20 protein-coding genes, 1 tRNA gene and 1 pseudogene are annotated in these 26,061 nt (G+C 44.0%); 8 read left to right on the top strand and 14 right to left on the bottom strand.

Annotated elements, in window-relative coordinates; genetic code table 11:
* Positions 1-152: 152 nt before the first annotated feature.
* Both D1136_RS05375 and D1136_RS05370 read right to left on the bottom strand, forming a co-directional pair.
* Positions 153-941, bottom strand: a pseudogene (locus D1136_RS05375) (phage integrase SAM-like domain and Arm DNA-binding domain-containing protein); the annotation flags it as partial.
* Positions 942-1,179: 238 nt separating this feature from the next.
* Positions 1,180-1,252 (bottom strand) — tRNA-Arg (locus D1136_RS05370).
* A 160-nt stretch (positions 1,253-1,412) separates the two neighbouring features.
* On the opposite strand from D1136_RS05370, the gene D1136_RS05365 reads away from it, so the two are divergent.
* Both D1136_RS05365 and dapA read left to right on the top strand, forming a co-directional pair.
* Complete coding sequence (locus tag D1136_RS05365) at positions 1,413-1,934, top strand: hypothetical protein (protein WP_161876606.1); 522 nt, start codon at positions 1,413-1,415, stop codon at positions 1,932-1,934.
* A gap of 3 nt (positions 1,935-1,937) precedes the next feature.
* Positions 1,938-2,828, top strand: coding sequence for a 4-hydroxy-tetrahydrodipicolinate synthase (gene dapA / locus D1136_RS05360; protein ID WP_161876605.1), 891 nt, complete (start codon positions 1,938-1,940; stop codon positions 2,826-2,828).
* Here the strand turns inward: dapA and D1136_RS05355 are convergent.
* The 8 genes from D1136_RS05355 to D1136_RS05320 form a co-directional block, all read right to left on the bottom strand.
* Entirely contained in the window at positions 2,805-4,304 is a 1,500-nt protein-coding gene (locus D1136_RS05355; RefSeq protein WP_161876604.1) for a GldG family protein, read from the bottom strand. The two genes, dapA and D1136_RS05355, sit on opposite strands and share 24 nt — an antisense overlap.
* 18 nt (positions 4,305-4,322) lie before the next feature.
* Positions 4,323-5,045 (bottom strand): ABC transporter permease, encoded by a 723-nt coding sequence (locus D1136_RS05350; protein WP_161876603.1) that lies wholly within the window; start codon positions 5,043-5,045, stop codon positions 4,323-4,325.
* Positions 5,046-5,052: 7 nt separating this feature from the next.
* Positions 5,053-5,976: an ATP-binding cassette domain-containing protein gene (locus D1136_RS05345; protein ID WP_161876602.1), complete on the bottom strand. Its 924-nt coding sequence runs from the start codon at positions 5,974-5,976 to the stop codon at positions 5,053-5,055.
* A gap of 170 nt (positions 5,977-6,146) precedes the next feature.
* Complete coding sequence (locus D1136_RS05340; RefSeq protein WP_161876601.1) at positions 6,147-7,178, bottom strand: LacI family DNA-binding transcriptional regulator; 1,032 nt, start codon at positions 7,176-7,178, stop codon at positions 6,147-6,149.
* An 11-nt stretch (positions 7,179-7,189) separates the two neighbouring features.
* Positions 7,190-9,256: an HD family phosphohydrolase gene (locus D1136_RS05335; RefSeq protein ID WP_161876600.1), complete on the bottom strand. Its 2,067-nt coding sequence runs from the start codon at positions 9,254-9,256 to the stop codon at positions 7,190-7,192.
* Between the two features lie 149 nt (positions 9,257-9,405).
* The gene (gene fabD / locus D1136_RS05330) at positions 9,406-10,281 is read right to left on the bottom strand and encodes an ACP S-malonyltransferase (RefSeq protein ID WP_161876599.1); all 876 of its coding nucleotides are present in this window, start codon (positions 10,279-10,281) and stop codon (positions 9,406-9,408) included.
* A gap of 60 nt (positions 10,282-10,341) precedes the next feature.
* Complete coding sequence (gene folE / locus D1136_RS05325; RefSeq protein ID WP_161876598.1) at positions 10,342-10,965, bottom strand: GTP cyclohydrolase I FolE; 624 nt, start codon at positions 10,963-10,965, stop codon at positions 10,342-10,344.
* A 135-nt stretch (positions 10,966-11,100) separates the two neighbouring features.
* The gene (locus tag D1136_RS05320) at positions 11,101-13,389 is read right to left on the bottom strand and encodes a GH92 family glycosyl hydrolase (RefSeq protein ID WP_161876597.1); all 2,289 of its coding nucleotides are present in this window, start codon (positions 13,387-13,389) and stop codon (positions 11,101-11,103) included.
* Between the two features lie 224 nt (positions 13,390-13,613).
* Between D1136_RS05320 and D1136_RS05315 the strand changes: the two genes are divergently transcribed.
* The 4 genes from D1136_RS05315 to D1136_RS05300 all read left to right on the top strand — a co-directional run bounded on the left by D1136_RS05315 (position 13,614) and on the right by D1136_RS05300 (position 19,146).
* Positions 13,614-14,531 carry a dihydrodipicolinate synthase family protein gene (locus D1136_RS05315; protein ID WP_161876596.1) on the top strand — a complete coding sequence of 306 codons (918 nt, stop codon included), beginning with the start codon at positions 13,614-13,616 and terminating at the stop codon, positions 14,529-14,531.
* A 130-nt stretch (positions 14,532-14,661) separates the two neighbouring features.
* Positions 14,662-15,885: a cyclically-permuted mutarotase family protein gene (locus D1136_RS05310; RefSeq protein ID WP_161876595.1), complete on the top strand. Its 1,224-nt coding sequence runs from the start codon at positions 14,662-14,664 to the stop codon at positions 15,883-15,885.
* Between the two features lie 14 nt (positions 15,886-15,899).
* Positions 15,900-17,066: an AGE family epimerase/isomerase gene (locus D1136_RS05305; protein WP_161876594.1), complete on the top strand. Its 1,167-nt coding sequence runs from the start codon at positions 15,900-15,902 to the stop codon at positions 17,064-17,066.
* A 10-nt stretch (positions 17,067-17,076) separates the two neighbouring features.
* Entirely contained in the window at positions 17,077-19,146 is a 2,070-nt protein-coding gene (locus D1136_RS05300; RefSeq protein ID WP_161876593.1) for a GDSL-type esterase/lipase family protein, read from the top strand.
* Between the two features lie 48 nt (positions 19,147-19,194).
* On the opposite strand, the gene lysA is transcribed toward D1136_RS05300, so the two are convergent.
* The 4 genes from lysA to D1136_RS05280 all read right to left on the bottom strand — a co-directional run bounded on the left by lysA (position 19,195) and on the right by D1136_RS05280 (position 24,131).
* Complete coding sequence (gene lysA / locus D1136_RS05295; RefSeq protein ID WP_161876592.1) at positions 19,195-20,337, bottom strand: diaminopimelate decarboxylase; 1,143 nt, start codon at positions 20,335-20,337, stop codon at positions 19,195-19,197.
* A gap of 71 nt (positions 20,338-20,408) precedes the next feature.
* Positions 20,409-21,734 carry an aspartate kinase gene (locus tag D1136_RS05290; RefSeq protein WP_161876591.1) on the bottom strand — a complete coding sequence of 442 codons (1,326 nt, stop codon included), beginning with the start codon at positions 21,732-21,734 and terminating at the stop codon, positions 20,409-20,411.
* 126 nt (positions 21,735-21,860) lie between these two features.
* Positions 21,861-22,712, bottom strand: a complete 852-nt coding sequence (gene prmA / locus D1136_RS05285) for a 50S ribosomal protein L11 methyltransferase (protein ID WP_161876590.1) — start codon at positions 22,710-22,712, stop codon at positions 21,861-21,863.
* 30 nt (positions 22,713-22,742) lie between these two features.
* Positions 22,743-24,131 carry an RNA methyltransferase gene (locus D1136_RS05280; RefSeq protein ID WP_161876589.1) on the bottom strand — a complete coding sequence of 463 codons (1,389 nt, stop codon included), beginning with the start codon at positions 24,129-24,131 and terminating at the stop codon, positions 22,743-22,745.
* A gap of 55 nt (positions 24,132-24,186) precedes the next feature.
* Between D1136_RS05280 and murB the strand changes: the two genes are divergently transcribed.
* Complete coding sequence (gene murB, locus D1136_RS05275; RefSeq protein WP_161876588.1) at positions 24,187-25,200, top strand: UDP-N-acetylmuramate dehydrogenase; 1,014 nt, start codon at positions 24,187-24,189, stop codon at positions 25,198-25,200.
* A 13-nt stretch (positions 25,201-25,213) separates the two neighbouring features.
* Positions 25,214-26,002 carry an acyl-[acyl-carrier-protein] thioesterase gene (locus D1136_RS05270; protein WP_161876587.1) on the top strand — a complete coding sequence of 263 codons (789 nt, stop codon included), beginning with the start codon at positions 25,214-25,216 and terminating at the stop codon, positions 26,000-26,002.
* The last annotated feature ends 59 nt before the right edge of the window (positions 26,003-26,061 follow it).

Below are 26,061 nucleotides of genomic sequence, written 5' to 3'. Positions count from 1 at the left end.
TTATCAGAATTTGGTTAATTCTCAAAATAATATTATCTTCGCATTGAGCTATTTGAAATGATTGGGAATCATGCAAAATGATGAAGACAGGTGGTTTCTAACCCATTACCTATACCTCTATTATTAGTTTGCAATTTATTGATAATCAAGCATACATTAGTTAGTGCAACAAATGTGAAACAGCAAAAGATAAAAATGTCTTTGACTGTTTCTAATCGGGGGATATTGAATTGTTTTCTTAATATCAGTTGTAATTCCTCCTCTAAAAGAAAATCCCTGTTGGTCGGAGTTTGTTTAAAATGGATTTCTGCAAATGGGTCGCTTGTTATCCAGTGGTTGAGTAATGCAATTCGGATTATTCGTTTAAAGTTTTTCAGGTATTTTACAGTTGCATTTTGCTGACAGTTTTTGGTGGTTTTTACAAAATGCTCAAATTCTTGAATAAAATTATAGTCGATGTCTTTCAGTGGAATATCCGAAAGGCGGTGATTCTGTTTTATAAATTCCGACAGATAACGTGTGGTGCGCTCATAGTACATGACTGTTGCCCGGACATAATCTTTACCAATTAATTCACTGCATTTCTGATTATGTTCTTTGAAAACTTCCAGTAACATTTTTGGGGGTTCACTTTCTCCGTAATAATGGTATTTCAGAATTTCAGCCGTAATGGGCTTGTTGTCCTGTTCCAGTTGTCGGTGTATTCTTAGAATTTTGGTACGCACTGTTTCAAGGTAGTGGTTCAATTCCAACGTTTTATTATCCCTGCCTATGGCACATTCCTTCTGATTATTCCATTTGTTTACCTCCACGCTTCGTTTTATTTGTACTTCTGCGCGTTTCCCGTTTACAGTGATACGTAAACAAATGGGGGCTTCACCGTTCTTTAACAGCTTTGTCCTTTTGATGAAAAAGAGGATAGAAAAATAATTCCGTTCCATACGACTAAATTTTAACGGGTTAAAAGTAATTATCTTAGTCGTAAACACGTTTTGCAAAACATTGAGAAACAACGAATAATAATCAATTCGGTGGACTAAAACCGGGGAGAAATAAAGTCCACCGATTTCACCTGTTTTTACTGCTTCGTTTTGCTGTATTTTCGGTAAGTTGGGAAAAAGAAAAACTCCTGAAAGTCTTTATTTTCAGGAGTTTGCTTTATTTTGCTTGTTGCTTTCGTGAACTCGGCGGGAGTCGAACCCACAACCTCTTGGGCCGTAACCAAGTGCTCTATCCATTAAGCTACGAGTCCGTTGTCTTATCTCTAAAGCGGTGCAAAGATATGTGCAAAAAATGTGGTATGCAAGCTTTTTGTTGTTTTTTTTCAAACAAAGTGATTTTTTGTAGAAGATATAACAAAGTGGAAGGTTTTGTTTTTTTATTGTTATTTTTGTGAATGGAAAGTTTGAGTTATGAAAAAGATCATCAATAATATACTACATCGGTTGAAGGAAGACTCTCTGGCGAGGCAGCTTGAGGGAGTTGAGCGAAATGCGGAGTATAAGGGATTCAAGGATATTCGCAGGTGTCTTGTGTTTTGGACGTCAAGTCCCAACGAACGCAAATGGATAAAGAGTGTGCGGGATCATTTTGCAGAGGCTAAAATCGAGAAGTTATGTTTTGTACCGAACGGGATTGAGGTATCTGAGACGGATGATGTGGTTTTTATGCGGAATGAAGACCTGGGTTTTGGTGGAAAGATTCAGAATGAGCGTTTGTTGGGTGTATTGAGAAAGAAGTATGATTTGTTGATTGACCTGACAGGTGAAACGAGTGTTTTGGGAAATTATGTATTGGCCCATACACAGGCAGCTTGTACTGCCGGGATGAAGAAGGAAGGGGGAATTGCTGATTTGATAGTGGACGGGGTTTCTACTCCTTTGGAGTTTATTGATAAATTAACTGAATTGTTGTCTAAAATAAATCGTTATTGACTTATGGAGAGATTAGCCGGGACAGGGGTGGCTTTAGTGACTCCTTTTGACGAGCATTTACAGATAGATGAGGAGTCTTTGGCGCGCTTGGTGAATCATGTGATTGACGGAGGGGTGGATTTTTTGGTTGCTTTGGGAACAACTGCAGAGAGTACAACCTTGAGTGAGGAGGAAAAGGCCCGGGTTGTCAGTATTATCGTTCGTGAAAACAGAAAGCGTTTGCCTGTTGTGGTTGGAGTTGGAGGTAATAATACTGCGGAAATTGTACGGAAACTTGAACATACGGCCTGGCTATCGGAGTGTCAGGCTATTCTGAGTGTGGTACCTTTTTATAATAAACCCACCCAGGAAGGAATATATGAACATTTCAGAGCCATTGCGGCGGCTTCTCCGCTGCCTGTATGCTTGTATAATATTCCCGGGAGGACCGGGGTGAATATGAATGCTTCAACTGTGGGGCGTTTATTGCAGGATTGCCCTAATATTGCTGGTTTAAAAGAAGCTTCCGGCAATATGAGCCAGGCAACCGATGTTTTGAAGGTTAAACGGCCGGGCTTTACGGTTTTGTCGGGGGATGATGCTATTATTCTGCCTCTGATGGCTATGGGGTTTGATGGGGTGATTTCGGTGATGGCTAATGTATTGCCCCGGGTTTGTTCGGGTTTGGTAAATCTGATTGTCCGGGAGGAATATGCGGATGCCCGCAGATGGCATCTGGCGTTATCGGATTTGTGTAAAGCTTTGTTTCAGGAAGGCAATCCGGCCGGAATAAAAGCTGCTCTGTCTGCGGCCGGCATTATTAAACACAATACGTTACGTTTGCCTTTGACCCCGGTTGGGGAAGAGCTTTACAGACGTATTGAAGAGTTGTTAGTCGACATATCCCGGATGTGACCGGTTTATTCTTTTTTTCTGTTTCCTTCGGAAATGAATCAGGGCAGTAAAAGCAATCAATATTATAGGAGTTAAGAAGTTCAGGTATTTTAAAAATTCCCGGACGGAATCTCCTGTCGGTTCGAGTGCTGAAAATGTAGTAAATTTATTTCTTAGCTTGATTAATCCGGAGTTATCTGCCAGCCATTCGATGGAGTTAATGGCAAAATTTATGTTATCAGTGTGGCCACCGGTGACAATCTCGTTACTGATAAAATCGGCATCCGTAATGGTTACAATGGCGCTGTTGTTATCATCATTGGTCAGAAGGGCTGCTACGATGTTATGCGGATGGTTGAAGTCGTTTTTGGTCCATTGTTTCTGGAAATTAAAAAATACGGGAGCCTGTTGTATTCCTGAAATAGAGGATGTCATGGCCAGGGGAGTGAATATATAGGTGCTTTGTGTTTTTACCTGTTCGATGCTGCTGGCAAATGCCAGTAACATCGAATTTAGTCCGTACGTGATCGTATGTTTACTGAAGTTGGTGATAATGGGCAAATAAGGAAAACTCACATTGCTTTGAAATTGTATGAATCCGTAGTGTTGGTTGAGGGCAATGGTGCCGCAGTTGTTGTCGACCACGAAATCATATTTGACTTTCAGCCCTTTTTTCTCCAGCATATCTTCGATTCCGGTCCGGTTGATAAAGCCACTGTTTCGCTCTCCGGAGAGTTGTCCGATGGCGTGATTTAAGGCAATGAATAACCGTCCTCCCTGGTCTAAGTATTTATTTAACTGCTCTATTTCGAAAGCTGAATAGGTGTCTTGGGGGTCAATAATGCACAGGACATTGAATTGGGAAAGAGGGGGAGTTGCAGCGTTCAGATCCACGATGGACAGATCCGTCAGGTGGGAGAGTTCATGAATGAGCTGGGGCATGTGGTTTATTGTTGCTTCTCCGTGGCCGTGTACAAAACCGATGCTGGGTTTCAGGGTGTCGGACGCTTGTTTTAAAATGCGGGTGAGTTCATACTCTATGGGAGTATTGTAATTGATCTGAGGTAATACTGTTTTGCTGTTTCCGACCCGGATCATTGCTCCGATGTAAATTTTCTGGATTTTTTCCAGATCTCTTTCCCTTATCTCTTTGTAGAGTGGTTGGATGCCGGCCCGGTTGGCCTTGAATTCTTTTTCGGAAGTATTCGGATTGATGGTGTTAACAGTAAAACTGACATTGCTTAAAGATTTATATTCTTTCAGCATGGATTGAAATTCCTTTGCCAATTTCTTTATGTCCTGGGGCAGGTCTTCAGTGATATAAAAATCGACAGTAACCGGTAAGGTATTTTTTTTCACGATGTTTTTACTGACTTTACTTAAAGAGTAGCGTTTGTTCATCGTAAAGTCCAGGCGGAAAAACAGAAAGTAGCTGAGGATGTTAATGGCCAGGATGGTAATTAGGAGGTATATGCTGTTTTGTAAAATCCGTTTCATAAGATTTAGGGTCAGGACTTAAATTTTACTTTTACAAATGAGAAATCTGGTCAGAGACAAAAAGATGGTGATGATTGATGCAAAGTATATGATGTCCCGGGAATCCAGAATCCCCCGGGATAGGGAGTCAAAGTGTTCTTCCATGGACAAATAGCCGAACAGGTCGGCCCAAAATCCGTTTCCCACCTGGTTGGCCAACATACCAAACAAAAGCTGGAAGCAGAGACCTATACCGAAACTGATAAAAAATGCACTGACAGGAGTACGGGATAAGGCTGAAGAGAAAAGTCCGATGCTGATGTAGCAGGCACTCATCTGAATCAGCCCGAGGTACCCCAGTACGATAGCGCCGTGGTCTACCTGGCCGAGGGAGGCCAGGGTGATGTAATAGGGGAGTGTGAGAAATAATGCAAGTGTTGTGATGATTAAGTTTGTCAGAAATTTTCCACAGACCAGATCAGAGATTTTAACAGGTTTGGTAAGCATGAGTTCTATTGTACCGTTCCTTTTTTCATCGGCAATACTTTTCATGGTCAGTGCCGGGAGCATGAAGAATTGTGTCCAGTTGATGATGATAAACACGGGCATCATATTGGCCTGGCCGATGTAAAACAGGTTTCCGGCCGATAGCCAGGAGTAGAAGCCACATATACAAAAGAATACAATATAGCCGATGTACAGGCTCCAGGAATTGAAAGCATTGTTCAGTTCTTTATCAATGAGTATTCTAATGGTGTTCATGTTCCTATTAGTTTTGGGTTACCTGCCGGAAGATGTCTTCCAGGCGGGTTTCAATGGGGGTGATTTCCCGGATGTACCAATGTTTTTGGCAGCATATAGTAAAAATAGCTTTTTCAATTTCTGCATTCCGTTCACATCGGATTTCAAATTGCCGGTCTGCCTGGGTTCGGATATTTTTAATTTCCGGAATCAGAGCGAGTTCGTCATATATATCTGAGCTGTTTTCGCCGTCGATTTTAATTTTCAGTAATTTATCCGTAGAGGACTGACTTTGCAATTCAGCAGAAGTTCCGTTAGCCATTATTTTCCCTTTATTAAGGATAAGGACCCGGTTGCAGGTGGCTTCAATTTCTGCTAAAATGTGGGAACTCATTATGACTGTTTTTTCCCGGCCTATCGTTTTAATCAATTCGCGGATTTCTATCACCTGGTTGGGGTCGAGTCCGGTGGTGGGTTCGTCCAGGATAAGCACTTCGGGATCATGGATCAGAGCTTGTGCCAAGCCTACCCGCTGGCGGTAGCCTTTGGAGAGTTCCCGGATATTTTTATGCTTTTCGTTTTCTAATCCGCACATGCGGATCATATCCATAACCCTGGACAGGATTTTATAGTTGGGAATATTGTGGATTTTTGCTATAAAATTCAGGAAATCAATGACGTTCATTTCCTCATAGAGGGGATTGTGTTCAGGTAAATATCCAATGAACTGTTTGATTTTATAAGCATTTTTGTGGATGGAATATTTGTCGAAGAAGATATTTCCATAATCGGGCTGGAGGAAACAGGCCATTATTTTCATGGTTGTGGTTTTTCCGGCTCCGTTCGGACCTAAAAATCCCAGTATTTCTCCCTTTTTTACTGTAAAACTTACAGAATCTATTGCTTTTTGGAAACCAAAGGATTTCGTTAAGTTTTCAACAATTACATCCATATTCTTTTCTTTGTCCCACGATTGACACCTGGTATACAAATATAATCAGGAAGGATGGAATACAATGTGGGTTTAACAATCTTTAACCGGTCGAAATGAGGATTGCACTATATGAGGGTAGGAAAAGACAACCGGAACTACTTTACTGTTCCGGTTGTTATCTGAGAATTTTATTGTAAGCTGGAACGGTCTGAAGATTCCCGTACGATTAATTCGCAATTGATGACTTCTTCGCGTATTTGAGCATGCTTGTTGTCTAATATCTGTTCGAAGAGAAGTTCTGCTGCTGTTTCACCGATTTTCTCCGGAAACTGGTTGATTGTACTGACGGATGGGGTCATATACCGTGAACGTTTGCTGTTCGAGAAGCCGAATACGGCAATGTCTTGGGGTATGCGGTAGCCTTTTTCTTTGATGGCCTCGATGGCTCCGATGGCCATGTCATCATTGATGCCGAAGATGGCGTCCGGGATATTTCCGGTATTCAGGAGGCGTTGGGTGGCTTCTTTTGCGGCCTTTACCGAAAAGTCTTCACACCTCATGATATAGTCTGTGTTGATGTCCAATTTACTAAGAGTCATGGCTTTCAGGTAACCTTTCATGCGGTTTTTACCGATGGAGAGTTGTTCCGGACCGGTCAGCAGAGCGATTTTTTTGGCACCGCCATGGATTAAATGCTGTACGATTTTAAAAGCAGCGTCGGCGTCATCTGCGACTACTTTAGAAACTTCCAATTCTTTGGTTGTGCGTTCAAAAAGCACCAGGGGAATCCCCATTTCCTGAATTTGTTTGATGTGTTCGTAGGAGGTTGTGGCTTTGGAGATGGATAAGATGATTCCGTCACAACGGTTGGCTAAAAATATATCGATGTTTTTCTTTTCTTTTTCAAAACTTTCGTTGGAAGAGCTCACCAGTACGTTATAGCCGTATTTGTCAGCTATTTCTTCAATTTTTTTTACGACTGTGGCAAAGAAGGTGTTCACTATCTGGGGAACGACTACACCTATGGTATTACTTTTATGTGTTTTTAAGGCAACGGCTATCGGATTGGGTTTGTACCCCAGTTCTTTGGCAAGAGCCTGTACCGTTTTCCGCGTCTGCTGGCTGATCTCGGGATTGTCCTTTAGTGCTCTTGATACGGTGGACACTGAGATATTTAATTTTTCCGCTAAATCCTTAATCGTAATAGCTTTTTGTGTCATATTCCTTGTTTTTAGTGTTGATTATCTTCTTTTTTTTCCAGTTTGGGGTAGGCTATTCTGGAATGGTAGATGCTTGTAAGCATTTCTATGAATACTTTTTTTACTATGCCGATGTCTTTGAAAGTAATATCGGCATTGGCAAAGCGTCCTTCCTGTACCTGGTTGTCAATGATGTTGTCTACCAGTTTTGTGATGTTTTCTTCTGTTTTATCGGCCAGGGTGCGGGATGCTGCTTCTACTGCGTCAGCCATCATAACCACTGAGCATTCCCGGCTAACGGGATCCGGACCGTCATAGGTGAACAGGGATTCGTCTATTTCCCGGTCGGGATATTGGTTCTTGAAAGAGTTGTAAAAGTATTTTACTTTACTTTTTCCGTGATGGGTCCGGATGAAGTTGATAATGGCTTCCGGAAGGTTATATTTTTTTGCCAGTTCCACACCTTTGGTTACGTGATTTATAATGTGCTGGGCACTGATATCGTAGTCGCATTGATTGTGCGGGTTGATACCGCCGGTTTGATTCTCGATAAAAAAGATGGGGTCATAGGTTTTGCCAATATCATGATAAAGGGCTCCGGTCCGTGTAAGCAGGGGATTTCCGCCTATTCTGTAGATGGCTTCTTCGGCCAGGTTGGCTACCATGAGTGAATGCTGGAAAGTCCCCGGGGCCTTTTTAGTCAGGTTCCGTAGAGCCGGATGATTGGGGTTGGAAAGTTCAATGAGAGTGATTTCCGAAGTATATCCGAAAATACGTTCAAAGATATAGATGACAGGATAGGTGAGGGTCAACAGTAAACAATTGACGAATAGCCACAGGAATTCCAGTAGATGGGTTGTTCGGATTTCTCCTTCCTGAGCAAGCAGAAAAGCCGTATAGACTAAGGAATAGGTAATGAAAATGAAAAATATGGATAAGATGAGTTGGCCTCGTCTTTGTAAATGAATCAGGCTGAATATGGAAACAATGCCGGCAGCTATTTGCATGAAGGCGAACATATAGCTGTTGGGTGCATAATAGGCCAGCAGGAGGGTGGTGCTCAGCAATAGGTACAGGGCGGAGCGGCCGCCGATGAGGATGTTGACAATAATAATGAAAAACAATACGGGGACGGCAAATATGTTGATGTTCTGATAATAGCCCAGACTTCCCAACAGGATGGTAGCCTGAAATAGTCCGTACAGAAAGATAAATTCCCGGTTGTTGTAAAAGATGCGTTTTTTGGAGTAGTAAAAGAATATGGAAAAAATGAGAAGCGAGGCGAGCACCAGGATCACTTGTCCGCCGATTGTTTTCATGTAGGTTTCCGTGGTGCCCAGTTTAAGCTGGTATTCGTTTTTGAGTGAATTTAAAATTTTTATTTTCTCCGGGGTTACCGTTTCACTTTGGGAGATGATAACATCCCCTTGTTGGACCATTCCTTCGGTGAGGCTAATGTGTTGAAGTTGATTGAAGAGCTCCAGTGTGGTTTTGCCTTCGTCAAATTCCAGGTTGGGTTGGAGGAAATTGTTTAAATTCAGGCTGAGAATTCTGTCCTGTACGGATTTTGGCAATCCGGCCTGTTTTATTTGTTCGCTCAGGGTGCTGTAAGCTTTTTTTAAAGTATATACCCGGTTAAAATCGACTTTTCTGCCGATGTTATTTTCTACGATTTTAAGTTGATGTATTTTGTCTGCATTGTACTGTTCCGGTAGTTGTACGATGCCGGCCTGGTAAATGGTCTGAATTTTGTCCAAGACCTTTTGCAGGGCTGCCGGAGTTGCTTCCTGGCTGAACTGATGCAGGGCGGATTGGAATCTTTGAATGTGTTGGGGAGCTGTTTCGGGATTGAGAAAAAATATGGGACTCTGTTTTTCCATGATTTTTTCCCGTTCATTTTGCAGTTCGTCTTCGGTTTTATATATGGGAAAGTCAAACGGGGCATTCAGGGTTTCATACCTCCATTGCATTCCTTTGTGGTATTCATATTGGAAACTGCCGGCTTTGGGAAACAGATATACGGTAATGATGCAAATGGCAAGCATGATTACTAACCGGAATAAGCCATTTAAGCGACGTTTCAGTTTTCTGTCAAGCATAGGTTAATATACAAAAATCCATTATAGCGCACTAAAGGTATAAAATTAGCTGTGTCGAAAAAATAAAAAACTCAAAAAAATATGCGAAAAAAGAAACCGCTTGAAAAAAGACTTTCAGGCGGTTTCCGTATTGTTTTTATCGGTTGGAATTATTGGATTCCGGTAGTTTCGATTTCTGCATCCACTTTTTTCAGCAGGCCCTGGAGTACTTTTCCCGGTCCGATTTCGAGGAAGGAGCCGGCACCGTCGGCGATCATGTTTTTCATGATTTGGGTCCATCTGACAGATGCCGTCAATTGTGCAATGAGGTTTTCCTGGATTTTGAGCGGATCGGTGTAGGGTTTTGCGTCTACATTCTGGTAAACCGGACAAACGGGAGCATTGAAACGGGTATTTTTGATGGCTGCTTCAAGCTCCTGGCGGGCAGGTTCCATGAGGGGAGAATGGAAAGCTCCTCCTACTTTTAAGGGGAGCACTCTTTTGGCTCCGGCTTCTGTCAGTTTCCGGCAGGCGATTTCAATTCCTTCATTGCTTCCTGAGATGACAATTTGTCCCGGACAGTTGTAGTTTGCCGGAACGACAACTTCTTCTATGTCCCGGCATATTTTTTCTACGGTTTCATCCGGCATACCAATAACGGCTGCCATGGTCGAAGGATTTGCTTCGCAAGCTTTTTGCATGGCTAAAGCCCGGGCATGTACTAAACGCAGTCCGTCTTCGAAGGAGAGGGCTTTGGCTGCTACTAAAGCGGAAAATTCTCCTAATGAATGGCCGGCAGTCATGTCGGGAGTTTCCGACAGGCTGTCTGCGAGAATCACTGAGTGAAGAAAAATGGCCGGTTGGGTTACTTTGGTTTGCTTCAAGTCTTCGTCAGTGCCTGCAAACATCAGGTCGGTGATGCGGAAGCCTAAAATATCGTTTGCTTTTTCAAATAATTCTTTGGCTTTGGGAGAGGTTTCATATAATTCTTTTCCCATTCCTACAAATTGTGCTCCCTGCCCGGGAAAAACAAATGCTTTTTTCATAACAGTATTATTTAATAGGTAAATATTTTTTATCTCATCCCGATGATTGTCTTGTGCTATTTATCTCAATTTTGTACTGATCAGGCGGATAAATTCTTCTCTCGTGGCTAATTTTTCGAATGCGCCACTGAAATCAGAAGTCGTTGTTACGGAGTTTTGTTTTTGTACTCCCCGCATCATCATGCATAAGTGCTGAGCTTCAATGACAACAGCTACTCCTAAGGGGTGTAAGGTATTTTGGATGCAGTTCTTTATTTGCTGGGTCAGCCGTTCCTGTACCTGTAAACGGCGGGCATACGCATCTACAACACGGGCAATTTTACTGAGGCCGGTAATATATCCGTTGGGTATGTAGGCAACATGGGCTCTGCCGACAAAGGGAAGCATGTGATGTTCACACAGGGAATATATTTCGATGTCTTTGACAATGACCATCTGCCGGTAGTCTTCCTTAAAAAGAGCAGATTGCAGGATTTCTTCCGGATTCTGCCCATATCCCTGGGTCATGAATTGCATGGCTTTGGCTACCCGCAACGGAGTCTGTAACAGTCCTTCTCTTTCTACATTTTCCCCTAATAATTTAATGATTTCTTTGTAGTGATAGCTTAGTTTTTCGGTGCGTTCATTGTCAAAGTATTCATCTTTGCGGTAGAATGTTTTTTCCGGATGTTGTGTTATATCCATCTTGCTCTAATTTAATTCAGACAGCCGTTTAGGTTTAAAAAACGTTGCAAAGTAAATAATAACTATTCAAAATAGAAAATCTTATTGTTTTTTTAGAGGACAGTAAGTTTGAATCATTGGCAGCGTTTCTGTCGCTTATTGCGTGTTGTTAGAAAAAGAATACGGGAAGTCACTTGCTTTCACACCTCTGTCTTTATTGGGACGGTTATCCATGTCGTAGGTTATTCTGCCGCCTTTTAGCAGTTTGAAATGATCGAAGTAGTTCCTGGTATAGTTTTTCCCGTTATAGTTCAGGGAGCGGATGTACCGGTTTTCATCGCTGTTCTTTGGTGCGGAAATTTCTAATTTCTTGCCGTTTTCCAATTGTAATGTTATTTTCTTGAAGTAAGGGGCTCCCAGTACATACTGATTGCTTCCCGGACATACCGGATAGAACCCGAGGGCGGTGAATACGTACCATGCTGAGGTCTGGCCGTTGTCTTCGTCGCCGCAATAGCCGTCGGGTGTGGGCAGATAGAGGCGGTTCATGGTTTCGCGTAACCAGTATTGTGCTTTCCAGGGTTCTCCTGCATAGTTGTAAAGGTAAATCATATGTTGGATGGGCTGGTTGCCGTGTGCGTAATTGCCCATATTGGCGATTTCCATTTCGCGGATTTCGTGAATGACACTGCCGTAGTAGCTGTCGTCGAAAACAGGTGGCAGGGAGAATACGGAGTCGAGCATACCGATAAAGGTCTGCCGGCCTCCCATCAGGTCAATCAGTCCTTGTACGTCGTGAAATACGGACCACGTGTAGTGCCAGCTGTTTCCTTCGGTGAAGGCGTCGCCCCACTTGAACGGATTGAAAGGAGCCTGGAATTTGCCGTTGGCATTTCGTCCGCGCATCAGTTTGGTTTCCGGGTCGAATACGTTGCGGTAGTTCTGGCTTCTCTTCTTATAGGGTTCCAGCTCTTCGGCAGGACGGCCCAGTTTCTGCCCCATGCGGTAAATGCACCAATCATTGTAAGCATATTCCAGTGTGCGGGCCACATTTTCGTTGACTTTTACGTCATAAGGTATATATCCCAGTTTGTTGTAGTATTCGTGACCGTAGCGTCCTGTGCTGGGTACTTGTGGGTGTACGCTGTTGGCTCCATGCAGCAAGCCTTCATACATTTTTTGTGCATCGGCTTTGGTGATGTCCTTCATGAAGGCGTCGGCTATCACAGAGGCGGAGTTGTTGCCTACCATGCAGTTGCGGTGGCCGGGGCTGGCCCATTCGGGGAAGAAACCGCTTTCGAGGTAAGCATTCAGCAACCCTTCCTGCATTTTTTCACCCATGGAGGGAAACACCAGGTTGATGAAAGGGAAGAGACAGCGGAAAGTGTCCCAGAAACCAGTATCGGTGAACATATAGCCCGGCAGTACCTGGCCGTTGTAAGGGCTGTAGTGCATGATTTCACCCCGGTCGTTTATTTCGTGTAACATGCGGGGGAAGAGCACCGACCGGTACATGCAGGAATAGAAAGTACGCAGGCGGTCGATGTTGTTGTCTTCTATCCGGATGCGTCCCAGTACTTCGTTCCATATCTTGCGTCCGGTTTCTTTGATGTTGTCGAAGCTTTTCCGGTCTATTTCCTGAAGGTTTACTTCGGCTTGTCCGGGGCTGATAAATGAGGAGGCTACGCGGGCATGTACCTGCTCGCCTTTTTGAGTGGCAAATCCAATGGCGGCACCTACATGGTTGGCCTGCAATTCAAGGTGTTGGTCTACCGTGTGATAGTCTTTCCATACTTTATGGAAAGTGAAAGGTTTGTCGAATACAATGACAAAATAGTTGCGGAAGTTGTCCGGTACGCCGCCGCTGTTGCGGGTTGTATAGCCTATGATTTTATTTTCTTCGGGAATAATTTTGATATACGATCCCTGGTCAAAAGCATCTACTACTACGTATGCCTTTTCTGTTTCGGGAAAAGTGAAGCGAAAACAGGCGCATCGTTCTGTGGGTGTGATTTCAGTAGTGAGGTTGTATTCGGACAAGTAGACGCTGTAATAATAGGGCATTGCTTTTTCGGCTTTGTGCGAGAACCAGGAAGCCCGTTGGTCCTGGTCTATTTTCAGGTCGCCGGTCATGGGCATGAGAGAGAACTGTCCGTAGTCATTTATCCATGGGCTGGGTTGGTGGGTTTGCTTAAAGCCACGTATTTTATCCGAGTCGTATGTATAGGCCCATCCATCGCCCATTTTTCCGGTTTGCGGTATCCAGAAATTCATCCCCCAGGGCAGGGCGATGGCGGGATAAGTGTTTCCGTTTGAAAGCGAGATTTTGGAATCGGTGCCCATCAGCGGATTCACGTAGTCTACCGGGTGTTTGGACTGTTGTGCCTGGCTGGAAAGAATAACAATTGAAAAAATCAGTGATAAAAGAAAGGATTTGTGTTTCATGACACTGTATGAAATAATGTATTATATTGCATGATGTTCCAGAAATTGTCCGGCAATATATACAGAATATTCTGAACAGACAAACTTGAAGACAGAGATTATGATGATTGCCTGATACAGCTTTTTGTTAAAATATTTTAATAAGATTATTTGTTTTATTAGGAATATCTGTTTTATTTCGTCCTTACGATTCAAGCTATTTATCATATAAATAAAAAAACAGAATGGAAAAAATTAAAGGATTGATTGACGCTCCTTTTACTCCTTTCAAAGAGAATGGTGAAGTCAATTATGAACCTATCGGTGCGTATGCTGATATGTTGGCAAAAAACGGTTTGAAGGGTGTGTTTATCAATGGTTCTTCGGGGGAAGGTTATATGTTGACAGAGGAGGAGCGGATGAAATTGGCAGAAGAGTGGGTTGCTGCTGCGCCTCAGGGTTTCAAGGTCATTGTCCATGTAGGGTCTACCTGTGTTAAGATGAGCCGTAACCTGGCTGCTCATGCTCAGAAAATCGGAGCATGGGGAATCGGAGCTATGGCAACACCTTTTCCAAAAATCAACCGGGTGGAAGAATTGGTGAAGTATTGTGAGGAAATAGCTTCCGGGGCACCTCAATTGCCTTTTTATTATTATCATATTCCGGCCTTTAATAATGCTTATTTGCCTATGCCGGCTTTTTTGGAGGCTGTAGACGGGAGAATTCCGAATTTTGCGGGCATCAAATATACCTATGAGAGTTTGTATGAGTATAATCAATGCCGTTTGTATAAAGATGGCAAGTTTGATATGCTGCACGGACAGGATGAGACTATATTGCCGTGTCTGGCAATGGGGGGAGCACAGGGAGGAATAGGCGGAACGACTAACTATAATGGTCGTTGTCTGGTTGGTATTTTAGACGCTTGGGAGGTAGGGGATATTGAGAAAGCTCGTGAGTTGCAGAATTTTTCACAGGCAGTGATTAATGTGATTTGTCATTTCCGTGGTAATATTGTCGGCGGTAAACGGATTATGAAACTGATCGGCTTGGATTTAGGAAAGAACCGGACGCCTTTCCAGAATATGACTGACGATGAAGAGAAAGCTATGAAAGCTGAGCTGGAAGCCATCCGTTTTTTTGACAGGTGCAATAAATTTTAAAGGAATAGCGGGAGATAAGCAGAACCTTCGGGGGCGGGAATCTGAATGAATCCTGACGCCGGAGGTTCTGCCGGATAGTGAAAGGAGTGCTAAACAAGTGTTTTGTTTGGATTTTGTGTAATTGGTTTTTATGGCGAGGAAATATTTTGTTATCGGCAGTCTGATATTTTTGTTTCTTTATACGGCCGGTAGGGCTGAAATTTCGGTTTCTTCTTTGGAGAAACAGGGGGAAGACAGACACGGACGGGTGAAAATAAGCAGGTTGCCGGAACTGGTTGTTTTTGAAAAAGGGGGTAGAAAAGAAGGAGTATCTGCTGCATTCGGAGGGACATTGGAAGATGCTGTTGTGGTTGCCGGCGGTTGTAATTTCCCGGATCTTCCGGCGGCAGATGGCGGAAAGAAAGTATATTATGATCAGATTTATGTGCTCAGGAATCCGGAACGAAAAAAAGTAAGCTGGGAGATCGCGGGACGTCTGCCTGTACAAGTAGCCAATGGAGCGAGTGTTACGTTGCCGGAAGGAATTGTTTGTATCGGCGGTTGTAACCGGGATCAGGTTTTGAATGATGTCTGGCTGTTGAACTGGGATGCGGGGCATTCAGTTGTTATTGTAAGAGATTTACCCGGTTTGCCCGTTGCAATGGATAATCTGGCTGCTGCCACAGATGGTAAAAATATTTATGTGGCGGGTGGAAATATAGACGGTATGCCGGGAAAACGGTGTTTTGTGCTGGAGGGGGTGGGAGCGCAGGCGTGGAGTGAATTGCCTGTTTATCCGGGACCTGTCCGGTTGCAGCCTGTTGCGGCTGTTGTAAAGCAAAAATTTTATCTGATGGGAGGTTTTCAGCCTGTTGCCGGAGACCGGGAAAGTGTAGTTGCGACGGATGGTTTGGTTTACAATCCGGCAGATGGTAAATGGAGCGAAGCAGGGGAGATTATGCCGGAGGATGGGAAAGGCTCCAGGGGGTTGGTTGGTGCGGCAGGTCTTGTTCTGGATGATGAGATTGTAGTTTTTCAGGGCGGTGTGGATTATGCCATTTTCAAGGCTGCAGTCGATAATGCTTTGCTGCAAAGGAAAGCTGCAGGATTGGGACTGCAGGAGGTGGCGGAACGTTTGAAACAGGAGCAGAGCATGTATATGAAGCATGAACCTGACTGGTATAGATTCAACCGCCGTTTGTTGTTGTTCAGACCGGAAACCGGAGAATGGACCAGTTTAGGCGATTGGGAGGAGGTTGCCCGTGCCGGTGCGGTTATGGTATGGTATAAAAACAGATTGGTGATTGTTAATGGTGAAACCAAGCCGGGAATCCGTTCGGCGGATGCTTATATGTTAATTGGAAATATGAATTGATAAAGTTATTTGAGATGGTTGATTTTGGTAAATTAGCAGAACAGTATAAAAGTGAGTTGTTAGATCGTGTGCTTCCGTTCTGGTTGGAAAAGTCACAGGACAAAGTGCATGGTGGTTACTATACTTGTCTGGATCGTGAAGGAAATGTTTTTGACCGGGATAAATTCATCTGGCTGCAGGGACGTGAGATCTGGATGTTTTCTATGTTGTACAATAAAGTAGAGAAACGCCGGGAATGGTTGGATTGTGCTGTTCAGGGAGCTGAGTTTATGAAGAAATTCGGGCATGACGGAAATCTGAACTGGTATTTTGCGTTAACTGAAGAGGGGAAGCCTTTGGTGGAACCGTACAATATATTTTCTTATACTTTTGCGACGATGGCTTTCGGACAACTGAGTATGGCTACGGGGAATGCGGAGTATGCGGAGATTGCGCGGAAAACCTTTGATATAATCCTTTCCAAAGTGGCAAATCCGAAAGGCAAGTGGAATAAGGCGGTACCGGGGACCCGAAATATGAAAAGTTTTGCTTTGCCTATGATTTTATGTAATCTGGCGCTGGAAATAGAGCCTTTGCTGGATGAAGAATTTCTGGCAAAGACAATTGATACTTGTATACATGAAGTGATGGATGTTTTCTACCGGCCGGAATTGGGGTTGATAGTGGAGCATGTTTCTTCGGAGGGAGAATTGGTAGATAATTTTGATGGTCGTTGTTTAAATCCGGGACATGCGATTGAGGCGATGTGGTTTATTATGGATTTGGGAGTTCGTTTGAATCGTAAAGATTTGATAGAGAAAGCTGTGGCGATTGCTTTGAAAGAGGTGGAATATGGCTGGGATAATGAGTTCGGCGGTATTTTTTACTTTATGGACCGTTTGGGACATCCGGTGCAGCAATTGGAGTGGGACCAAAAATTGTGGTGGGTGCATATAGAGACTTTGATTTCTATGCTCAAAGGTTATCAACTGACCGGTTCCCGGGAGTGTCTGTCCTGGTTTGAAAAAGTGCATGATTATGTCTGGACGCATTTTGCTGATCCTCAATATCCGGAATGGTTCGGTTATCTCAACCGTCGGGGAGAGGTGTTACTTCCTTTGAAGGGAGGAAAATGGAAAGGATGTTTTCATGTGCCCCGTGGCCTTTATCAATGTTGGCAAATATTGGAGAAGTTAAGATAACTATTTGGAAATGAGATTATTTATTTTGGTGTATGTGTTGTCTCTATTTGTTGAAGGGGCATTTGCACAACGGATAAAAGTGGCTTGTGTGGGGAACAGTGTGACTTATGGTTATACTTTGCCCGAACGGGAAAAAAACTGTTATCCGGCTCAATTGGCCCGGATGCTGGGAGATGGATATGAAGTCGCTAATTTTGGTAAATCCGGTGCCACTTTATTGAACAAGGGCCATCGTCCTTACATCTGGCAGCCTGAATTTAAGAAAGCGTTGGAGTTTGCTGGTGACAGGGTTATTATTCATTTGGGATTGAACGATACGGACCCGCGTAACTGGCCGAACTACCGGGACGAGTTTATATCTGATTATCTGGCTCTTATTGATTCATTCCGTTCGGTAAATCCCCGTTGTCAGATTTGGATATGCCGGATGTCTCCTATTTCTCATCGTCACCACCGTTTTAAATCGGGGACAAGAGATTGGTATGAGCAGATTCAGCATGCCATTGAAAAGGTGGCAGCGGATGCCCGGGTAGGGTTGATTGATTTACAGGAGGAGTTGTATTGCCGTCCGGAGCTGTTGCCGGATGCTTTACATCCGGATGCGGAAGGGACCTCTATTTTGGCCCGCACAGTTTATTCTGCCATTACCGGAGATTTTGGCGGATTACAAATGTCTCCTGTTTACAGTGACCATATGGTGTTGCAGCGGGGACCGGAGCTGAAGATTAGCGGTAGGGCTGATGCGGGTGAGAAGGTGATGGTGCAGTTGGGTAAACAAAGACGGGGTGGGGAAGCCGATGCTGCTGGTCGCTGGGAAGTGACTTTAAAGGATTTACGGGCCGGAGGGCCTTATGAGTTGAAGGTCTCTGCTTCCAGCAGGGAATTGATTTTTAAGGATGTGTTGGTAGGGGAAGTGTGGATTTGTTCCGGACAGTCCAACATGGCCTTTATGATCAAACAGTCTGCCCGGGGAAAATATTGGAGGGAAAAAGGCACAGAGGTTCAGGTGCGTTTGTTTGATATGAAACCGAGGGTATATACGGATGCGGTGGCCTGGGATTCTGCTGCTTTGGCGGCTGTGAATAGGCTGGAATATTATTTGCCTGCTTCGTGGAGTTTGCCTGAGGAGGATAGGGTTGCCGATTTCTCGGCTGTTGCTTTTCATTTCGGGCGTATGTTGTCAGATAGTCTGAAAGTGCCGGTGGGGTTGATTTGTAATGCTGTGGGCGGAGCTCCGGCAGAAGCATTTATAGACCGGCATTCATTAGAATTTAATCATCAGCTGGTGGATATTTTGTATGATTGGAAGAATAATGATATGCTTCAGGACTGGGTAAGGGGCCGTGCTGCTTTAAACATTCAGAATGCCCGGACAGCTTTGCAACGGCATCCTTACGAACCTTGTTATTTGTATGAAGCTGGCGTACGTCCGGTGGCCGGCTTTCCCATCAGAGGGGTAATCTGGTATCAGGGTGAATCGAACGCTCATAATGTAGAACTTCATGAGGCTATTTTTCCGGTGTTGGTAGAAAGCTGGAGGAATATCTGGGGAAAGGAGATGCCTTTTTATTTTGTTCAGCTTTCAAGTTTAAACCGGCCGAGCTGGCCTCATTTCAGGGATAGTCAGCGCCGTTTGGCTGAGCTGGTGGAACATAGCGGTATAGCAGTAACCAGTGATATCGGTCATCCCACGGATGTTCATCCGGTGCAGAAGCAGGAGGTGGGGGAACGTTTAGCCCGTCTGGCCTTGAAAGATACTTACCATTTCGGGCATGTGGTGAAAGCGGGACCGATGTTTACAGGTGTTGAATTTAAAAAGGGCATGGCTTATGTAAGTTTTGAAAATGCAGAAGGCATGAAAACTGCGGATGGTGAACCGTTACGTTCTTTTGAATTGGCGGGTAAGGAAGGTATATTTTATCCTGCACGGGCAGAAGTCGCGGGAGATGTGATCAGGGTTTATGCTCCGCAGGTTAAAAATCCGTGTGAAGTCCGTTATGGATGGCAAGCTTATTCGACGGGAAATCTGATAAACGGGGAGGGATTACCGGCTTCTACCTTCCGAAGCGAGGAAAAATGAGCGGAAAAAGATAAATAAAATACTCTCCGGGTCTCCGGAGAGTATTTTTTATTCTTCTGAATAGCAACTGTCCGGCACGTTGCGCAGGTTGTACCGGGAAGCCATGGTTTCGCCATAGGCACCACAGGAATGAATGACCACTTTATCTCCGCGTTGGGTTTGGTTTAAATGAACATCTTTTCCGAAACAGTCGGCAGATTCGCAAATGGGACCGACTACGTCATATTTTTCCTGCGGTTTATCGGAGGAGATATTTTCTATTTTATGGAAGGCTTGGTACAAGGCCGGACGCAACAAATCATTCATGCCGGCGTCTAAAATAGCAAATTTCCGTTTTTTCCCTTCTTTGACATACAACACTTTGGCAACCAAATGTCCGCATTGGGCAATGACAGAGCGTCCTAATTCGAAATGTACCTGCTGGTGGGGGGCAGGTTCGAAAAATTGGGAAAAGGTAGCAAAATAACTTTTGAAATCGGCTATGGGGTTTTGTTCCGGTTGCTGATAATCAATGCCGAGTCCGCCCCCGAAGTTAATGTGGGGAAGAACAATTCCCTGTTCTTTTAGTTTTTGCAGTATTTCATTGGCACGCAGGCACAAGCCGCGAAAAACGGTCATGTCTGTAATTTGTGAACCAATGTGGAAGTGTAATCCGATGAGTTCTATCTGACTGAGGTTTTTTATTTCGCTCAGGACGTGTTCGAGGTCGTATAAATAAATCCCGAATTTATTTTCTTCAATTCCGGTTGTGATGTAATGGTGTGTGTGTGCATCCACATTGGGATTGATTCGTAGTGCAATCCTGGCTTTTTTACCCAGACGTTGTGCCAATTCCTGGATGATAAGGATTTCGGGCAGAGATTCGCAATTGAAACAAAATATGTCCTCGCGGAGGGCCAGTTCTATTTCTTCATCGCTTTTTCCGACTCCTGCATAAACTATGCGGTTTGCCGGGAAGCCGCATTCTAAGGCACGGCTGATTTCATTTCCGCTGACACAATCGGCTCCCAGTCCTTCGTGACTGATGAGCTTTAGAAGTCGCGGATTGGCGTTGGCTTTGATGGCATAATGTACCTGATAGCCGTATTTTCCGGATTCTCTCAATAAAGTCCGTAAAGTTTCCTTCAACAACCCAAGGTCATAGTAATAAAACGGGGTTGGGTGGTTTTGGCAGGATGGTGAAAGTTTCATGGATGAAGTGTTTATGGTTTGGGGTATAGGAGAACTTCTTTCTTTGGGAAAGAGGGTATGTCAGGAGGAAATTAATCCTGACATGCCAATAGTTTGTTGCTGAGGTCAGTCATGGCTTTTTTCTTATCTTCTTCTTTTACCAGGACCGAAATATTATGCTCGCTGCCTCCGTATGAAATCATACGTAGCGGAACTTCTTCCAGGGCTTTCAGTACTTGTGCGTCCAGACCGCTTTTTGTCGCTGCAAAATCACCTACGATGCAGACAATGGCCATGTTTTGGTCTATTTCTACCATTCCGTATTTTTCCAGGTCTTTAACGATATTTTCCAGATGCTCGGTACAGTCTATGGTCAGAGAAACCGCCACTTCTGACGTGGCTATCATGTCGATGGGAGTTTTCCAGGCTTCAAATACTTCAAAGATTTTCCGTAAGAATCCGTAGGCCAGCAACATATTGGTGGATTTTATTTTGATTGCCGTGATACCGCTTTTGGCCGCTACGGCTTTGATGTTTTTGACCGGACTTTCCTTGGTAATCAGAGTGCCTTCGTCTTGTGGACAGAGGGTGTTTTTCAGGCGTACCGGAATATTTTCTTTTTTGGCCGGTTGTACACTGGAGGGGTGCAGTATTTTTGCTCCGAAATAAGCCAGTTCTGCCGCTTCGTCGAAAGAAAGATGCCGGATGGCTTTGGTGTTTTCCACGATGCGGGGGTCGTTATTATGAAATCCGTCGATGTCCGTCCAGATCTGAATTTCTTCTGCTTTAATGGCTGCACCTACCAATGCGGCGGAGTAATCGCTGCCTCCGCGTTTCAGGTTGTCGATTTCTCCGTAAGCATTCCGGCAGATAAATCCTTGTGTGATGATTAAGGACTGGGTTGCCGGTTTGTCTAATTCTCTTTTCAGGTTTTGCTGAATATAGAAATAATCCGGTTCACAGTCTTTGTCTATACGCATGTATTCCAATGCAGACAACAGGGTATTGGGTATACCGCATTCTTCCAGATAGTAGTGCATAAGGGTAGTTGACATGATTTCCCCCTGTGCCAATACTGCTTTTTCCTGAAGAGGATAAAAGTCTTTGTTGATGAAAGAACGCAGATAGGTAAAAACCGTTTGGATGAAATCTTTCCCTTCTCTGATGAAAGCTTCTGTTTTAAAGAGTTCGGTAACGGTAATGTAATAATTGACCTCCAGGTTCTGGATGATGTCCAATGCTTTTTGTTTTTCGTTTCGGTATAAGCAATTGGAAATATCCACTAAAGTGTTGGTGGTGCCTGACATGGCCGATAAGACGACTATTTTGGGCTGGTTATCGGAAGAAATTAAGTTTGCAACCCCTTGGATTCTGTCCGCGCTTCCTACCGAAGTTCCTCCGAATTTTAATACTTTCATATTGGATGTATTCATTTTTGTGTGACAAATAAAAATGAGCGTATAACCGAAGTCATACGTTCCGGCAGCAAAGTTGATACATTCTGATTAATTAAACAATAGTGTGTTAAGAATTAAACAACGTGATTAATTTTTGTAGAAGCAGGCTGCTACCCATTCTTTTTCTTCGAGATAATGCTGAAAAATAAGTCCTAAAGATTCGGCTTTTTCACGGATAAGGGGTAAATCTTTCACGTAGAATCCGCTCATTATGAGGTAGCCGGATGAATGAAGATGTGCTGTATAGGAATGCATGTCATTCAGCAATATGTTCCGGTTGATATTGGCCAGTATAAAATCGAAGCTGTTTTCTTTTTGCAGCAGGGAGGCGTCTCCGATTTTAATGGTGATGTTGTTGAGCCTGTTGTTCCGGATGTTTTCCATTGCGTTGTTAAAAGCCCATTCATCAATATCTATTCCGGTGACGTGGGCAGCACCCGTTTTGGCGGCCATGATGGATAATATTCCGGTACCGCATCCCATATCCAGCACTTTTTTATCTTTTATTTGTTCTGCCAAACGGAGGATCGTGCGCAACATGAGAGTGGTGGTGGCATGGTGGCCTGTACCGAAGCTCATTTTGGGTTCGATGAGGATTTCATATTCCATACCAGGGAGTGGAGCATGGAATCCGGCTCTGACGTGAATGCGGCCGTCAACAATAATCGGGGTGAAATTTTCCTCCCATACCTTATTCCAATCCTGGTCTTCAATGATTTGTGTTGTAAATGAAATCCGGTATTGTTCTGAGAAATATTGCAATACCTGGAGTTCATGAATGTTTTTTTCGGAGAAATCTTTACTTTTGATGTAGGTGGTAAAGCCGTTTTCGGTACAGGAAAATCCGTCGTAGCCAAGGTTTCCCAATTCACTGATTAAAGCGTCTGCAATAGCCTCGGAATAAGGCTGAATGGTGAATGTGACTTCTGTATAGGTCATATTGTTGTCTTTTTAGGAGTCGGTTTTATATTAAGATTCTGGGTGTTTGTCGGTATTGAGGTCCATCCGGATTCTCCATTCTTTGGGGTAGTAATTATTGAGCCGGGAACCGAGGTTTTTACACCACCCCAAGGCTATGTCTTTGTAGCTGACCAGCAACCAATCTGCCTTAACCGGAATGGCCGGAATATCTTCTTTTTTCAGGTAAGTCAGGGCTGTTTTCAGGTCTGCTTCGTAAACGGCACATGCTTTTCGGTTGAGTCCCTGCCATAATGCCAAAGGGGGCAGGAGTTTTATTTTTCGGTTATTGATTTCCGCAATTTCACATCCTTTATAAGTGATCCGGAGGGATTGTTCCAGTTGCCGGATAAATTCTGCGTGATTGGCCAGCACGATGCCTGTTATATTTTCGTTCCGGTAGGTGATGTATTGTTCCGGCCGGAGGAGGTAATTCTGTAAATATCCGGGCAGGGGTTCCGGTTTGGAAAATTTTTGTTTTTTATTTTTACGGGATAACCCGGAGGACGCTGTTTGTTTTTGGACGATCCCGGTAAAAAAACCTTCTCCCTGTGTTTTATGAGGATAAAACCGGTAACAGGGGAAATCAGCCTCTCCCGGGGTAATCGAATCAAAGGAGTGGTTGATGGGAATGCTCCGTGCTTCAAAAGTCCGGAGAAGCCATGATAAGACAGATTCGTTTTCTTCCGGATTATAGGTACAGGTGCTGTAAATAAGAAATCCTTCCGGTTTCAGACAGTCCCAGATTTCCGATAAAATACGGCATTGCCGTTCACTGCAAAGCTGTAAATTGGATTCGCTCCATTCTTTAACAGAAAGCGGGTCTTTTCTGAACATGCCTTCTCCTGAGCAGGGGGCATCCACTAAAATTATGTCGAAAGTTTCTCTGAGGGGACGGAAATCCCGGGGGTCGTTGCTGGTGACCACAATATTGGAGTGTCCCCATTTGATGATGTTTTCTTTGAGAATTGCGGCCCTGCTGCGGATTACTTCGTTGGAAACCAGAAGACTTTCCGGCGACAGAAGAGAAGCTGCAAGGGTGGATTTGCCTCCCGGAGCGGCACAAAGGTCCAACATCCTCACAGGGCGGGCAGGAAGGAGTTGTTTTAAAATATGGTGGAGAAACATGGAGGAAGCTTCCTGGACGTAATATGCCCCTCCATGAAAACCTGGGTCGAGGGTGAATACCGGACGTTCTGCGAGGTAACAGGCATTTTCACACCAGCTTACTGCAGAGGTTTGTCTGCCGGGAAGGGGAATACTGTGGATTTCCCTGTATTTTCCCGGGTTTAAACGAATACTTACCGGAGCTTCTGTCTGTAAAGCTTTAAAAAAAGCGGGAGCTTCGCTACCGAGTTGTTTTTTCATGCGTTCTTCAAAGGGAGCTGGTAAAGTATTCATGTTTTTACGTATATTTGCAAACAAAGATAAATGATTTTTATTTATCACGGGATTTATGGAAATAAAAGAAAATTATCATTTGAAAGCGCACAATACTTTTGGTATAGATGTGTGTTGCCGTTATTTTGTTGAGTCGGACCGGGAAGAGGATTTTCTGGATTTTTTGTCTTCTTACGAACTGGATCCTCATGAATATTTGATTTTGGGAGGCGGAAGTAATTTTCTTTTTACGGAGGATTTTCCCGGAACGGTGTTTTATCCTGTCATGCAGGGCATAGAGCTATTGTCAGAGGATGCTGATACAGTGCGGGTGCGGGTGGGAGCCGGTGTCGTATGGGATGATTTTGTCCTTTGGTGTGTCGGGCATGGTTATGGGGGTGTGGAAAATTTATCTTTGATACCGGGGCATGTAGGGGCAGCTCCTGTACAAAATGTCGGGGCTTATGGTATGGAAGCCGGCGAGACGATAGAAGAGGTGGAGGCCATAGATATAAAGCAGGCTTGCCGGGTGGTGTTGAAAGCTGATGTTTGTCGTTTTGCTTATCGGGATAGTATTTTTAAGAGAGAATGGAAAAACAAGTATCTGGTTACCCGGGTGGTTTTCCGTTTGTCGAAAAAACCTCTGTTCCGGCTGGATTATGGCAGTATACGGAGTGAGGTGGAGAAGCAGGGAGGAGAAGTTAGTTTACATAGCATTCGTCAGGCTATTATCCGGATACGTCAGTCTAAATTGCCGGATGTAAAGGTGTTGCCCAATGCTGGGAGTTTTTTTAAAAATCCATTAGTACCGAGCCGGATAGCTGAATCTTTGCAGGGACAATATCCTTCGATGCCTGTTTATGAGGTAGACGATGAACATAAAAAACTGGCAGCAGGATGGCTGATTGAACAGTGTGGCTGGAAAGGGAGAGTGGTAGGAAATGCCGGTGTACATGAAAAGCAGGCCTTGGTATTGGTGAACCGGGGAGGGGCCGACGGCGCTGAAATTGCGCGGTTGGCCAATGAAATAAAAAAGAGTGTATTTGTGAAATTCGGAGTTTGGATAGAACCAGAGGTCTATGTGATTTAACCGGCTTGAGCGTATGGAGAAAACAGTCACGAAATATATAGAGAAGGTAAAAATTTTCAATCACTATACCAATTACAAAGGGCGTTTGTTTGTAAAAACGTTGTGTGATTTGTTCAATGATGTTGCCGAAAAACAGACGGAAGAATACGGAGTGGATGTCGAAACATTGAATGCCAAGGGGCTGACATGGATGTTACATCGTTTGCATATTTCGTTACATAAAATGCCACATAAGGAAGAAGAGGTGTATATCGAGACCTGGCCTTCCGGAGTAGACCGGCTTTTTGCCTTGAGGGATTACCGGATGGTGCGGGAAAACGGAGAGGAATTGGTGCGGGCAACTTCGGAATGGATGTATATCGACATGAGCCGGCGCCGGCCTTTGCGTTTACCTGAGCATGTGGTGGCGATGAGCACGGGACATCGGATTGAAAAGTTGCGCTTGCCTTCTATCCTGGACGAGAAAGAGGATGGCGGGGAGGTGACGGGACAACGGGAATTTTCTGCTACTTTCGATAATATAGATTTTAACGGCCATGTTACCCAGGCTTCTTATATGCGCTGGATTACCAATTCCCTGCCTTTTGAATTTTTAAAAAAACATATATTGGTGGAGGTGGAGGTGATTTATGCTCATGAGATTATGCCGGACAGTTTTATCCGTTCGGAGTATTGCATGTCTGAAAGTGAAGGGGTGGTGACTATATTGCACCAGGTGAAAAATGAAGCTGGTAATTTGAATCATTGTATCGCCAAAACCGTGTGGGAATCTTCTTCTGTAACCGCCTGTACGAATATTTAAGCACAAAGAACATCACATTTTTGTGAGGCAGTGCAATGGAAAAGCCTGTGAATGGGAAA

The sequence above is a fragment of the Odoribacter sp. Z80 genome (genome assembly GCF_009935865.1).
Lineage (GTDB): Bacteria > Bacteroidota > Bacteroidia > Bacteroidales > Marinifilaceae > Odoribacter.
This window is presented reverse-complemented; position numbering and strand designations above follow the sequence as displayed.